This window comes from Achromobacter veterisilvae (genome assembly GCF_037619525.1).
GTDB classification, from domain to species: Bacteria; Pseudomonadota; Gammaproteobacteria; order Burkholderiales; family Burkholderiaceae_B; genus Achromobacter; species Achromobacter veterisilvae.
Window position 1 is genome coordinate 5,195,303 of sequence record NZ_CP148753.1, and the last position, 12,493, is coordinate 5,207,795.

A 12,493-nucleotide genomic window follows, 5' to 3' on the forward strand; every position below is an offset into this window, starting at 1 on the left:
GGCATCAGGCCGGCACCGCCTCGCGCCCGGCCCGGGTGCGCGCGATGATGGTCTTCATGATCTGCGCCGTGCCGTCTCCGATCTGGAAGCCCAGCACATCGCGCAGGCGCTGCTCCATGACGCCGCGGTCATAGCCGCCATGGCCGAACGTCAGCAGGCACTGGTGCACCACGTCGTACGCCAGCTTCGGCCCCCACCACTTGCACATGGCGGCCTGCGCGCCGTGCGGCAACTGGCGGTCCTTCAGCCACAGGGTCTGCAGGCACAGCAGGCGCGCGGCCTCGACCTGGGTTTCGCCTTCGGCCAGCGGATGCGACACGCCCTGGAACGCCGACAGGGGCTTGCCGAAGGCCTCGCGCTGCGCCGCGTGCGCCCAGGTCTCGTCCAGCGCGGCCCGCGCCACCGCCAGCACCTGCAGGCCGATCAGCGCGCGCGAATAGTCGAAGCCCTGCATGACCTGGACGAAGCCCTCGCCCTCCCGCCCCAGCAGGTGGTCGGCCGGCACGCGCACGTTCTCGAAAAACAGCGAACCGCGCCCGATGGCCCGCTGCCCGTGGCAGTCGTAGCGGTTGCGTGTGATGCCCGGCAAGTCCAGGGGCACGAGCAGGGCGGTGACGCCGCGCGCGCCGGACTCCACGGTGCCGCTGCGGCCGAACACCACGGCGGCGTCCGCCTGGTCGGCGGCGGAAATCGACGCCTTCTCGCCGTTGAGCACATAGTGGTCGCCGGCGCGCTCCACCCTCAGGCGCAGGTTGGCCGCGTCGGAGCCGCCGCGCGGCTCGGTCAGCGCGATGGCCAGCAGCGCCTCTCCACGCGTCAGCCGGGCCAGCCACGGCCGCGCCACGTCGGGCCTGCCGTGCTGCGCCAGGATCTGGCCGTTCAGGGACGCCAGCAGATTGATGTACGACAGGCTGAGATCGGCGCGCGCGATCTGCTCGTGAATCACGCCGGCGGCCAGGCTGCCCAGCCCCTGTCCGCCGCAGTCCTCGGGCAGCTCGGGCGCGATGAAGCCCAGGCCGCCCATCTCGCGCATCAGCCCGCGGTCCAGCGTCCGCGTCGCGTCGCGTTCGAGAAAGCCCGGCGCCACGCGCCCGGCCGCGAAACGCCCGGCGTGCTCCGACAGCGCGGCCAGGTCCTCGTCGATATAGGGATTCATCTTGTCTCCTGCGGCTCGCCGGACGTGGCGGCGGGCTCGTGCGTGGGCATGGCGCTACCTGGCGTGGCGGCGGAAATCGGGCTTGCGCTTCTCCTGGAAGGCCCGGACGCCTTCGCGCGATTCCTCCGTGTCGTAGTACAGCTTCAGCGCGTACATTCCCATGCCCGCGATGCCCGCCTGGTGCGCCGTGTCCATGTTGAAAGAGCGCTTGGCGATCGCGATGGCGGTGGGGCTTTTCTCCATGATCTCGTCGCACCATTTCTGCACTTCGGCATCGAGCTGGTCCGGCGGCACCACCGCGTTGACCAGGCCCATGGCCAGCGCCTCGGCGGCGGAATAGCGGCGGCACAGGTACCAGATCTCGCGGGCCTTTTTCTCGCCCACCACGCGCGCCAGGAAGGCCGTGCCGTAGCCGGGATCCACCGAGCCCACCTTCGGCCCCACCTGGCCGAACACGGCCCGTTCGGAGGCGATCGTGAAATCGCAGATGGTGCACAGCACGTTGCCGCCGCCGATCGCATACCCCTGCACCCGCGCGATCACGGGCTTGGGCACGTCGCGGATGGCGCTGTGCAGTTCTTCCATCGGCAGCCCGATGGTGCCGCGCCCGTCGTACTGCCCGGCATGGGCGGACTGGTCGCCCCCGGTGCAGAAGGCCTTTTCGCCGGCGCCCGCCAGCACGATCGCGCCGACCTCCGGCGCGTAGCCCGCGCGGTTGAGCGCATGGATGAGTTCATCGCAGGTGCGCCCGCGGAACGCGTTCATCTTGTCCGGCCGGTTGATGGTGATCCAGGCCGCGCCATTGCGGACTTCGTAGAGGATGTCTTCGTAGTTCATGGGAGATTCCAGGGAAGAAAGGAAACGGCCCGCTCAGCCGTTCATGGTCAGGCCGCCCGAGACGCTCAGCACCTGCCCGGTGACATAGGCGGCGTCGTCGCTGGCGAAGAACAGGATCGCGCCGGGCAGGTCTTCGGGCTGGCCGATGCGGCCAAGCGGAATGGCCCGGGTGAAGGCCTCGACCAGCTTTTCGGGATTGCCCGCGCCCTCCTTGTAGCTGGCGAACAGCGCGGTGTCCGTCGGCCCCGGGCACACCACGTTCACGGTGATGCCGTGCCGCGCATGCTCGCGCGCGATGGTCTTGGAAAACGCCACCAGCCCGCCCTTGCAGGCGGCGTAGACGGCCTCGCCCGAGGAGCCGGCCCGCGCCGCGTCCGACGCGATGTTGACGATACGCCCCGACTTGCGCGCCGCCATGCCGGGCAGCACCGCGTGATGCATGTGCAGCGCCCCCACCAGATTGACGGCGATGAGCTTGTCCCACTCGGCGGGCTCGGTCTTCGTGAAGGGCTTGAAGATGTCCCAGCCCGCGTTGTTCACCAGCACGTCGACCGGGCCCAGTCCGGATTCGACCGCCGCCACGGCGGCGTCGACCTCCTCGCGGCGCGTGATGTCGCAGCGCAGGGCCAGCGCCCGGCCGCCCTCGGCTTCGATGCCGGCGGCGACGGCGGCGGCCGCTTCCGGATCCAGGTCCAGCACGCCGACCGCCGCGCCTTCCCGGGCGAGGCGCCGGCAGGCCGCTCCGCCGATGCCGCCGCCGCCGCCCGTCACGATCGCCGTCCTGCCGCTCAGTCTCTGCATGATTTCCTCTGCCTAGGTTGCAGGCTTGGTATCCTTACCCGGCGGGCGGGATACGCCACCAAAATACGTAAATATGTTTACCTATATTAGCGACCGCCGCCACGGATAATCAAGCCAAAAACACGAAGCAGGCCCTATGGAAAACCCTAGAAAAAATACTGAAATAGCGCGAATGGAGCTTGCCAACCGGCTTTTTTTCAGGTTGTATCAATGCGCAAACATGCTGCATAAAACCGGAAGCCGCGCGGTGGAGCACCTGGGCTTGACGACGCAGCAGTGGGCCGTGCTGGGCGCGCTGTCGCGGCCCGAGGCGCAGGCAGGAATCAGCGTGGGCGACCTGGCCCGCTACCTGATGGTCAGCCGGCAGAGCCTGTCGGGCCTGCTCGGCCGGATGGAGCGCGACGGCCACATCGCGAGCGCGCCGGACGGGCGGGACCGCCGCTCGCGCCTGGTCACCATGACCGAGTCCGGCCGCAAGGTATGGACCCACGACGCGCTGCCGCGCATCCACGAATACTACGAAGGCGCGCTGGACGAGTTCTCGATGGGAGACCTCAGCCACACGCTGCACTACCTGCTGAAGCTGCTGGAGAACATGCAGCGCCTGGACGACGCCGCGCCGCGCGGCGAGGAAGAATAGGCTTGCGGCGCGCCGGAATACGGACGGATAAGCCCACAAACCGCGCCAGAAGGCCTACGCGATCTACAACCTCATGGCGCGCTACGACGTCAGTTCACGACTGTGAGCCCAGGCGAACCTCAACAGTCTTTTCGACAAGAAGTACTACCTGGGTGGCGTGATGAACCAGATCTACCACGGCGAACCGCGGAGCGTGTTCGTCAACCTGACGGCGAAGGTCTGAGCCGAGGGGACGTCGTGGATGGCAATGACGGATTGAGGATCGAGCAACTATCGATCCTTCAAGGCAATGAGAACGTCTCTGTGGACTTCGATGACTTTCTTCGCCGCCAACGCAACCTGCTTCTTATCCTCGACAGTCAATATCGGCGGCACAGTACGAGCGGGATGGATCTTCTCCCGCTTGACTAGCTTGCAGCCATACAGTTTTTCACCATAAGAAACGCTCATATATGCCTCCCATCCCCGAATGGCTGAGGGGGTGTTTCATAACCATACAACGCTACTTCAACAGGAAGGGACGCGTCAGTTTCCCAGCAGTTATGATGCAGACCGTTTCCCTCGTGCTGCCAAGGTTCCACGCATGCCCGCCCTTCCCCGCCGTCTTCTCGCCGTTCTGTTGATCTCCGCCAGCGCCAGCGCGGCCGCGGCCGAAACGGCCGGCGGCTGCGTCGCCGAGGTCGAGGCCGAACGGGCGAGCATCGCGCGCGCGCAAGACGTGCAGCGCACGCGCGAATTGTCGAACGACCTGCAACTGGACCGCGCGCTGTGCCAGGGCCGGCTGGACCTGCTGGACGCCCGGTTCGCGCTGGCCGACCGGTTCGAGGCGTGCCGCCGCGATGGCGTGGCGTTTCCGGAAAAGGCGGCCCGCGCCATGACGGAGGCGTCCGACGAACTGACGGACCTGAAGGCCGCGTGGATCCGGACCTGCGGCCCGCACATGAAGGATTGAGCGGGGCGCGGCGCCGGCTGGCCGTGTCAGCGCCGCTTCATTTCCTTCGGCGCCCGGTTGCCGAACCGCAGCGGATCGCCATGCGCCGAGGTGAACCCGTACAGCTCGGGACTGGCAGGCCCCTCTTCCCACATAGCCGGGCCGTCCGCCCAGATCAACAGGCTGGCGCCGTAACGCGACGAGAACGTGAGCTGCGTGCCCGGCTCCATCACGACGAAGTCCCCGGCCCTGGCGTGCGACACCGCGTCCTTCGCCGTAAGCGTCAGGTCGCCGCCCAGCACATACATATCGACCAGCGCCGTCAAGCGGTGCGCGGGCACCGTGGTGCCCGGCAACAGCATAAGCTGGGTCACCCGGCGCATATGGGGCGTATGGGCATAGTCGTACACCAGGCGCCGCGTCAGCCCCGCCACGCGGGTTCCGGTTACGGTGACCGAGGCCAGCGCGATGTTCAGGTCCGGCAGATGTTCCGGAAACTGATTGTCGAATTCGGCATGGCGATTGCCGGCGTGCAGCGAATGCTGGACATCGGGACCGTAGGCCACCGGCCCTTCCATGCGGCCTACCGACAGGGTGGGCTGGTAGGCGATGGCGTCGTGCGTGGACCCCGTGAAATTGATCCCGAGTTCGCCCGCCACGGTGGTGCCCTGGTAGTCGGTCAAGCCCCCCGCCAGGAAGTAGCTGAACGCCGGCCCCAGATGCTGATGCACGCCGGTCCGCGTCAAGGTGTCGAAAGACATGAAACCGAACGAATGGCCCGTGCGGTCGTCCCTGCGCACGATCTTCTGCGCCAGCCCGGTCTTGCCCACGCCTTGCCAGGGCCGGTCCGAAACATCGAATACGTATACGCCCGGTTCGCGCTGGCCGCGTGCCGGCGCTTTTGCCACAGGGGATGTGTCCACGGCAGTCTCCTCGTCTTGTCTAAAAACCGATATATTATCAATTGATAATATATCGGCACAGTCTTTTCCGCTACAGTGGCACGGGCGCCTCCCCCTCCCGTTTGGCGCTCGCATAGAATCTCCGCTTGCAAACGTGTCCGCAACGCCTCCATGCACTTCAAAGAACTCGCCGCCTATCGGGTACGCCGCATCGCCGAATCCATTCTGGGAATGGCGGAGGAACTGTTCGCGCGGCATCTGGGCATACGCGCCCTGGAATGGCGCGTGCTGGTGAAGCTGGCGGAGACGCCCGGCAGCATTTCGACCGAGATCGGCCGCGACATGCTGCTGACGCCCGTGCAGACCGGACGCTGCCTGCAAAGACTGCGCGAAGCGAACATGGTCGTGGCCATGCCCGATCCGGAAGACGGCCGCGCCACGCGCTATACCCTGACCCATCCGGGCCGCCGCGCGCACGAAGCCGGCACCCGCATTGTCCTGGAAGTCCAGCGCTACGCGCTGCGCGATTTCAGCGCGGTCGAGACCGTGGCGCTGAACAACCTGCTGGAACGGCTGATGGCCAGCTCCAGCTACGGCGAGGACGACGTCGAACGCCTGTCCGCGGCCCTGTTCGCGGGCAAGCGCGATCAAGCCTAGGGTCTAGCCCCGGGCCTGCCGGTAGTCTTCGTAAGAGCTGCCGGTCACCAAAGACAATCCGCCATCCACGTCCAGCGTGGTTCCGGTGATCATGCGCGCCGCGGGGCTGCCCAGGAACAGGATGGCCTCGGCCACGTCCGCTGGGCTCATCCAGTCGCCCAGCGGCACCATGGCGGCGACCTTCCTGCGTTCTTCCAGCGGAATGTGCCGCTCCGTCATGGCGGTCAGCACGGGCCCCGGGCACACGGCATTGACGCGGATGCCCTCCCCGGCCAGTTCGAACGCGGCATGGCGGGTCAGGCCCAGCACGCCGGCCTTGGCCGCGGTGTAGCTGACGCCGCCGGTGTACGACACCCGCTTGGCGGCCAGCGAGGCCACGTTTACGACCGCGCGGCCCTCGCCGGCCTTCAGCAAGGGCAGCATCTGCTGCAACATCAGGAACGTGCCCGACAGGTTGACTCCCAGCACGCGGTGCCATTCCTCGGCGGAGGTCGTCTCGAAGAGACCGCGCGACACGATGCCGGCGCTGTTGACCAGCAGATCGACGCCCGCCACATCAGCCAGTCCCTCGGCGACGGCTGCGCGTATGGAGGCTTCCTGCGCGATGTCGACCGGCACCGGCGTCATCGCCCAGCCCCGCCCCTGGAATTCCGCTTGCAGGGAATCCAGCGCCTCCCGGTCCCGGTCCAGCGCCAGCACGCGCGCGCCGCGCGCCGCGGCCGCGTCGGCAGTGGCCCGCCCGATACCGCTGCCCGCGCCGGTGATGGCCACGGTCTTTCCGAAGAAGTAATCCATAAACGCTCCTTGGTCCTTGGGCTCGGTGGCCTAGGGATAGTCCTAGGGCACACAACCCACCTTCTGGGCCGCATGCCGATATATATTATCGTTTGATAATAACTCTACGCCGACAGGATCGCGTAGTCAATGGAGACACTCATGAGCAGCACGCTGCAAACGCCCATACCGGCCCCCGTCGATCGAAGCACCGACTCCAAGATATTCTGGCGCCTGATACCCATCATCCTGGTCAGCCTGGTCGTGAATCAGCTCGACAAGGTCAACGTGGCTTTCGCGAAACTGGAGATGGCGCCCGACATAGGATTGAGCAACGCCGCGTACGGGCTGGGAGCGGGCATTTTCTTCATCGGCTATTGCCTGTTCGAAGTGCCCAGCAACATGCTGCTCCACCGCCTGGGCGCCAGGATGTGGATCACCCGCATCATGGTGACCTGGGGCATTCTGTCGGCCTGCACGATGTTCGTGACCGGGCCCATGTCCTTCTACGCCGTGCGCTTCCTGCTCGGCGTGGCGGAGGCCGGCTTCGCGCCCGGCATCATGCTGTACGTCAGCCAGTGGTTCCCCGCCCGCACGCGCGGCCGGGTCATCGCGACGTTCATGACCGCGCTGCCCATATCGGGCGTGATCGGCAGCCCGCTGTCCGCCTGGCTGATGACCGCGGCGCCGGACTTCCTGCCGATCAAGGGCTGGCAGTGGATGTTCCTGTGCGAGGGCCTGCCCGCCGTGTTCCTCGGCTTCCTGTTCTGGACGATGGTGCCGGACAAGATCGACGACGCGCGCTGGCTCAGCGCCCAGGAAAAAATGGCGTTGAAGGCGGAAGTCGGCGACACCGATTCGCACCGCGAGGGCAGTTTTGCGCGCGGCCTGTCGGATGGACGCGTCTGGATGCTGTGCCTGATCTACTTCCTGTTCGTCGCGGCGCTGTACGGGGTCAGCTTCTGGCTGCCGACCTTGATCAAGACGCTGGGGTTCTCGGACATACGCCAAATCGGATTCATGACCGCGCTGCCGTACGCGGCGGCCGTCGTCACCATGCTGGCGCTGGCCTGGAATTCGGACCGCACCGGCGAGCGGCGCCTGCACCTGGCGACCGCGGGCGTCCTGGGCGGGGCCAGCCTGGTGCTGAGCGTGGTCTGGCATGCGCAGCCCTGGTGGTCGTTCGGCGCGCTGATCGTGGCGATGGCGGGGATCGTCACCACCATTCCGCTGTTCTGGAACCTGCCGACCGCCTTCTTGAAAGGCGCGACGGCGGCCACCGGTTTCGCCCTGATCACCTCGATCGGCAATCTTTCGGGGTTTGCCGCGCCGTACATGATGGGCGCCGTCAGCGACGCCACCGGCGCCACCTCCATGGGCATGTACGTGCTGGCATGCGCGGCTTTCGCGGGCGTCGCGCTTACGCTGCGGGTGCCCGCCCGGCTGGTCGAACGCGCCGGAGACCGCCGATGAACCCCGCACCCGCTCTCTCTGCCCGCGTCGCGCTGGTCACGGGCGGCGCGCAAGGAATAGGCCGGGCGATTGCGTCCCGGCTGGCGGCGGACGGCATGACCGTGCTGATCGCGGACCGGGACGCAGCGGGCTCGGAAGCGCTTGCGGCGTCCTTGGTCCTACAGGGCTTCCGGGCGCACGCGCTGCCGATGGATGTCGGAGATCCGGCGTCCATCGCCGCGGCGTTCAACGACATCGAGCGCCATCATGGGCGCTGCGATGTGCTGGTCAATAACGCCGGCATAGCAGGCGCCTGCCCGTTCCTGGACTATCCGCTGGAACTGTGGTCGCAGGTATTGGCCGTGAACCTGACGGGGCCGTTGCTGTGCGGGCAGCGCGCCGCGGCATTGATGGCCCGCGCGGGCTGGGGACGCATCGTCAATATCGCGTCGATCAGCGGCGTGCGCGCCAGCCCCGGCCGCACCGCCTACGGCGCTTCCAAAGCGGCGCTGATGGCGCTGACCCGGCAGATGGCCGTAGAGCTTGCGCCCTTGGGCATCACCGCGAACTGCGTGGCGCCCGGCCCCATCGAAACGCCGCTGACGCGCGAGCATCACACGCCGCAAACCCGCCAGTCGTATTACCGCAACGTGCCGCAGCGCCGTTACGGCGAACCCGAAGAAATCGCCAGCGCCGTCGCCTTTCTTGCAAGCGATGGCGCGGCCTACGTCAACGGCCATACCCTGGCTGTGGACGGAGGCTTCCTGGCGGCGGGATTCCTGGAGGTCTGAGCCTGGCCGGACGGCCAGTGCAACCGGCCCCTCGCGGGCCGGTCAGGCGGCCCGCTGCTCGGCGCCTTGCGGATAGAAGATGGCGCGGCTGGGATCGAAGCCGTAGCGAGGCTCGAATTCGGTGGCGTCCGCGGCCAACGCCAGCACCGAGTCCAGGATGAAATCGGCCTTGGCGTCCGACAGCAGGACGCTGAAGTTCAGCCTGACGAAGCCGGGCTTTTCGATTTCGCGGCCGTCGAGGATGGCCTGGCGCATCTGGCTCGATTCGACCTCGCCGATCCCAAGCAGGCGGTGCACATAGGGGCCGGCGCAGGCGCAGCCGCCGCGGGCCTGGATGCCGTAGCGGTCGCTCAGCATGCGGGTCACCAGTTGCTGGTGCACGAAGCCGCCCTTGCCGTTGCGCACCCGGAAGGAAAAGATCGGCAAGCGGTTCGCCGTGAGCGAGCCCAGCAGTTCGAGCCGGGGCGCGTCTTTCCAGCGGGCCAGCGCGCGCCGCACGAACTGGGCGTTGCGTTCGCGCATGAAATCCGCGCCCAGCGCCTCTTTCACGAGTAGCGCCAGGGCCGCGCGGATATCCCCGACCACGTTGGGCGTGCCGGCTTCCTCGCGCGATTCCAGGCTGCCGCTGTAGTCATGGCCGGCAGGCGACACGAACTTGACGGTGCCGCCGCCGGGCCAGGTGGGTTTCGTATCGAGCACCGCGTCGCGGCGCACGATCAGCACGCCCGACGCGCCCGGGCCGCCGATGAATTTGTGCGGCGAGAAGACGATGGCGTCGATGCGGGCATCGGCGGCGGGCGACATGCGGACGGGCAGGTAAGGCGCGCCGCCGGCATAGTCCCACAGCATTTTCGCGCCGGACGCCTTGACCCGCCGCGTGATGCCCGCCACGTCCGCGACGATGCCGGTCACGTTGGAGGCGGCGGACAGCGCGCAGATGACCAGCGCGCCGCCAGCGCCCGACAGCGCCGAATCCAGTTGGGCCAGGTCGGGCCCGCCTTCCGGGCTTTCCGCCAGTTCGATGAGTTCGGCGCCGCACTCGCGCCAGGGCAGGATGTTCGAATGGTGTTCGTAGGGGCCGAGGATGACCCGGACTTTCCTGCCGGCCGCCAGCGCCGCCGGCACGCCGAACAGGTGCACCAGGCGGTTGATGCCCGCGGTGGCGCCCGAGCCGGCGAAGATCACGGCATGTTCGTCCCCGGCACCGCAGCAGCGGGCAATCGCCGCGCGCGCATCGCGGCGAAGGCGCGTGATGTAGCCGCCGCAATAGGACGCCTCGGTATGCGAGTTGGCGTAATACGGAAGCACCTGCTCGAGGACGAAACGCTCCACCTGCATGAGGGCCCGGCCCGACGCGACGTAATCGGCGTAGACGAGCGGCTTGGCGCCGTAGGGGCCGTCGACGAACGCATCCTTGCCGATCAGCCCGTCGGCCAGCGCCGCGGCGATATCGTCCGTTTTCAGGCTGGCTTCGAATTGCTGCAATGGCCGGGCGTGGGCGGGGCTGGCTGGGAGGGGGGCATTCATGGAGGGCGACATTCCGGTTCGTTTCGAAATATCATACGATGGATGCAATGATGAAACATTACCTAAATTTTGCCTAAAATCCTTAAAAACGGGTCGTTTGATCTAATAAATGGAAAAAATAGATAAGCTTGATCTAAGCATCATTTCCTGCCTGCTGAAAGACGGTTCGCTGTCGCAGCGCGAACTGGCGGACCGCGTCGGCCTGTCGCAGAACGCCTGCTGGCGCAGGCTGCAGCGCTTGAATGCCTGCGGGATCATTCGCGGCACGCGGGCCGAGGTCAACCTGGTCGAGCTGGGGCTGGACCTGACGGTGTTCGTGATGATCCGCACGAGCCACCATGCGAAAGACTGGGCCGACGGCTTCCGCCGCCACGTCGAGCGCCTGCCCGAGGTGACGGAGTTCTACCGCATCGGCGGGGATTGGGATTACTTGATCAAAGTGGCCTGCCGGGGCATGGCCGGGTACGACCGCTTCTACCAGAAACTGATCACGGATTTCGAGCTGTCCACCGTGACCGGATTCTTCAGCATGGAAGCCATCATCGAAAACCGGCCGCCGGACCTGCGGCAACTGGAAGCCTAGCGTCTGCAGGCGGCGCGGCATCGGATTGGACAGCCGGCCGGCGCTTCGTCAGGAACAGGTACACGTGCTGGAAGGAATCGTCCACGCGATGCAGGGCGCCAGCCACTTCCGCGATGGGCGGCGTGAATTCGTCGAACAAGCCCAGCGCCATGGGCAGCACCGCGTACGGCACCCGATCGGACCGGTCGTTGTAGCCCAGCACCAGCAGGCCGCCCGGCTTGAGCACCGCCTCGCAATTCTCCAGCAGGTGCCTGCACCCTTGGGCCTCGTCGATTCCGAAACCCAGCAGCCCGTTCGCCACCACCACATCGAACACATTGCCGCCGTAATGCCCGGCCATGCTCATGGCGCTGCCCGTCCAATGCCTGCCCGGCTGGCCGTACACCGCCTTGCGCGCCTCGATATCCAGCGAATGGAACTCCGTCTTCAAGAGCCGGGGATAATGCCAATTGTGCTTATCGACGCCCACGAACAGCGTCTTGATCGTGCTGGGGGCCTCCCCGGCCATCCGGTTGATGTAGCCAAAAACCGATTGCTCGAGAAACTGGCGGTTCGCGGCGCGCAGCCTGAAATCGATGTTCAGCTTTTCGGCCGCCCGAGGCGACATCCTGAACAGCGCCCGCTTCAGCAAATAGCACAGCTTGCGCATCCCCTTTCCTTTTCCAGGCCATCGCCGAGACTCGATTTGGGGAAGATAGACAGGCGCGGAAACCGGAGATATAGGATCAGGCTGATTTTGGAATGCGGGCGGCCACTCGATCATGAAAGGCGGCTGATGGCGGCCGCCAGGGTTGTATTTCCGCGCGCCGGAATGCGTGCGCGCAGAACGTCAGACCGGGTTATCCCGAATGCCCCGATTTCAACAAATCGTCAATAATTCGCCGACGTTTTACCGTCAATCCGTCCCTCTTCCGTATTGCCCATGTCTGTCTCCATCCGGGACGCCATCGTTTCCTCCTCCCATCTCGCTTCCTCCGCGCCGGAGCTGTCCGAAGTCGAATTCGGCCTGATCATCGCGTCGCACGCGTTCAATCGCTGGATGGTGCGCTGCATGGCCTGCGCCGGGCTGCCCGACCTGACCTCGCTGGACATCCTGGTGCTGAATCACGTGTTCCACCGGGGCCGCGGCAAGAAGCTGGCGGACATCTGCTTCACGCTCAACGTCGAAGACACCCACCTGGTGAACTATTCGCTGAAAAAGCTGGAGCGCCTGGGCGTGGTCCAAAGCGCCAAGACCGGCAAGGAAGTGTTCTATTCGGCGACCGACGCCGGCGCGGCCGCGATCCAGCGCTACGCCGAAGTGCGCGAGCAGTGCCTGGTCAAGCCGTTCATCGACTCCCCCGCGGCGGACGAAGCCAGCCGCCAACTGGCCCATACCCTGCGCGCCCTCTCGGGCCTGTACGACCAGGCCGCCCGCGCGGCCACCTCGCTGTGAGAACCCA

15 protein-coding genes are annotated in these 12,493 nt (G+C 66.5%); 7 read left to right on the forward strand and 8 right to left on the reverse strand.

The annotated features are described in order from the left end of the window. Nucleotides 1-4 precede the first annotated feature (4 nt). From aliB to badH, 3 genes are read right to left on the reverse strand one after another with little or no spacing between them, the layout of a single operon-like run. Nucleotides 5-1,156: a cyclohexanecarboxyl-CoA dehydrogenase gene (aliB, locus tag WHX56_RS24070; RefSeq protein WP_338879197.1), complete on the reverse strand. Its 1,152-nt coding sequence runs from the start codon at nucleotides 1,154-1,156 to the stop codon at nucleotides 5-7. 54 nt (nucleotides 1,157-1,210) lie between these two features. Beyond that, on the reverse strand, nucleotides 1,211-1,993 hold the full coding sequence (gene badI, locus WHX56_RS24075; RefSeq protein WP_129239316.1) for a 2-ketocyclohexanecarboxyl-CoA hydrolase: 783 nt from the start codon (nucleotides 1,991-1,993) through the stop codon (nucleotides 1,211-1,213). A gap of 33 nt (nucleotides 1,994-2,026) precedes the next feature. Beyond that, nucleotides 2,027-2,794: a 2-hydroxycyclohexanecarboxyl-CoA dehydrogenase gene (badH, locus tag WHX56_RS24080; RefSeq protein ID WP_129239315.1), complete on the reverse strand. Its 768-nt coding sequence runs from the start codon at nucleotides 2,792-2,794 to the stop codon at nucleotides 2,027-2,029. A gap of 172 nt (nucleotides 2,795-2,966) precedes the next feature. Here badH and WHX56_RS24085 point away from each other — a divergent pair, with 172 nt between their 5' ends. Further along, on the forward strand, nucleotides 2,967-3,434 hold the full coding sequence (locus WHX56_RS24085; protein ID WP_129239314.1) for a MarR family winged helix-turn-helix transcriptional regulator: 468 nt from the start codon (nucleotides 2,967-2,969) through the stop codon (nucleotides 3,432-3,434). A 270-nt stretch (nucleotides 3,435-3,704) separates the two neighbouring features. Here WHX56_RS24085 and WHX56_RS24090 read toward each other — a convergent pair whose 3' ends face one another. After that, nucleotides 3,705-3,884 carry a hypothetical protein gene (locus tag WHX56_RS24090; protein ID WP_338879198.1) on the reverse strand — a complete coding sequence of 60 codons (180 nt, stop codon included), beginning with the start codon at nucleotides 3,882-3,884 and terminating at the stop codon, nucleotides 3,705-3,707. A 133-nt stretch (nucleotides 3,885-4,017) separates the two neighbouring features. On the opposite strand from WHX56_RS24090, the gene WHX56_RS24095 reads away from it, so the two are divergent. After that, a complete protein-coding gene (locus WHX56_RS24095) occupies nucleotides 4,018-4,386 on the forward strand; it encodes a hypothetical protein (RefSeq protein WP_129239311.1) in 369 nt (122 codons plus the stop codon). A 26-nt stretch (nucleotides 4,387-4,412) separates the two neighbouring features. Here WHX56_RS24095 and WHX56_RS24100 read toward each other — a convergent pair whose 3' ends face one another. Next, nucleotides 4,413-5,288 (reverse strand): cupin domain-containing protein, encoded by an 876-nt coding sequence (locus tag WHX56_RS24100; protein WP_338879199.1) that lies wholly within the window; start codon nucleotides 5,286-5,288, stop codon nucleotides 4,413-4,415. 150 nt (nucleotides 5,289-5,438) lie between these two features. Between WHX56_RS24100 and WHX56_RS24105 the strand changes: the two genes are divergently transcribed. Then, entirely contained in the window at nucleotides 5,439-5,924 is a 486-nt protein-coding gene (locus WHX56_RS24105; protein ID WP_129239309.1) for a MarR family winged helix-turn-helix transcriptional regulator, read from the forward strand. Nucleotides 5,925-5,927: 3 nt separating this feature from the next. Here WHX56_RS24105 and WHX56_RS24110 read toward each other — a convergent pair whose 3' ends face one another. Next, the gene (locus tag WHX56_RS24110; protein ID WP_338879200.1) at nucleotides 5,928-6,719 is read right to left on the reverse strand and encodes an SDR family NAD(P)-dependent oxidoreductase; all 792 of its coding nucleotides are present in this window, start codon (nucleotides 6,717-6,719) and stop codon (nucleotides 5,928-5,930) included. A gap of 141 nt (nucleotides 6,720-6,860) precedes the next feature. Here WHX56_RS24110 and WHX56_RS24115 point away from each other — a divergent pair, with 141 nt between their 5' ends. Together WHX56_RS24115 and WHX56_RS24120 are read left to right on the forward strand one after the other, a co-directional pair. Next, entirely contained in the window at nucleotides 6,861-8,171 is a 1,311-nt protein-coding gene (locus WHX56_RS24115; RefSeq protein ID WP_338879201.1) for an MFS transporter, read from the forward strand. After that, nucleotides 8,168-8,941 carry an SDR family NAD(P)-dependent oxidoreductase gene (locus WHX56_RS24120; RefSeq protein ID WP_338879202.1) on the forward strand — a complete coding sequence of 258 codons (774 nt, stop codon included), beginning with the start codon at nucleotides 8,168-8,170 and terminating at the stop codon, nucleotides 8,939-8,941. The genes WHX56_RS24115 and WHX56_RS24120 overlap by 4 nt, the downstream gene beginning before the upstream one ends. Nucleotides 8,942-8,983: 42 nt before the next feature. Here the strand turns inward: WHX56_RS24120 and WHX56_RS24125 are convergent, their stop codons facing one another. Beyond that, nucleotides 8,984-10,468, reverse strand: coding sequence for an aminotransferase class V-fold PLP-dependent enzyme (locus tag WHX56_RS24125; RefSeq protein WP_338879203.1), 1,485 nt, complete (start codon nucleotides 10,466-10,468; stop codon nucleotides 8,984-8,986). 109 nt (nucleotides 10,469-10,577) lie between these two features. Here WHX56_RS24125 and WHX56_RS24130 point away from each other — a divergent pair, with 109 nt between their 5' ends. After that, a complete protein-coding gene (locus WHX56_RS24130; RefSeq protein ID WP_043542298.1) occupies nucleotides 10,578-11,051 on the forward strand; it encodes an Lrp/AsnC family transcriptional regulator in 474 nt (157 codons plus the stop codon). Here WHX56_RS24130 and WHX56_RS24135 read toward each other — a convergent pair. Further along, nucleotides 11,008-11,700 (reverse strand): hypothetical protein, encoded by a 693-nt coding sequence (locus WHX56_RS24135; protein WP_338879204.1) that lies wholly within the window; start codon nucleotides 11,698-11,700, stop codon nucleotides 11,008-11,010. The genes WHX56_RS24130 and WHX56_RS24135 overlap by 44 nt on opposite strands. A gap of 273 nt (nucleotides 11,701-11,973) precedes the next feature. Here WHX56_RS24135 and WHX56_RS24140 point away from each other — a divergent pair, with 273 nt between their 5' ends. Beyond that, nucleotides 11,974-12,486 carry a winged helix DNA-binding protein gene (locus WHX56_RS24140; RefSeq protein ID WP_338879205.1) on the forward strand — a complete coding sequence of 171 codons (513 nt, stop codon included), beginning with the start codon at nucleotides 11,974-11,976 and terminating at the stop codon, nucleotides 12,484-12,486. Nucleotides 12,487-12,493 lie beyond the last annotated feature (7 nt).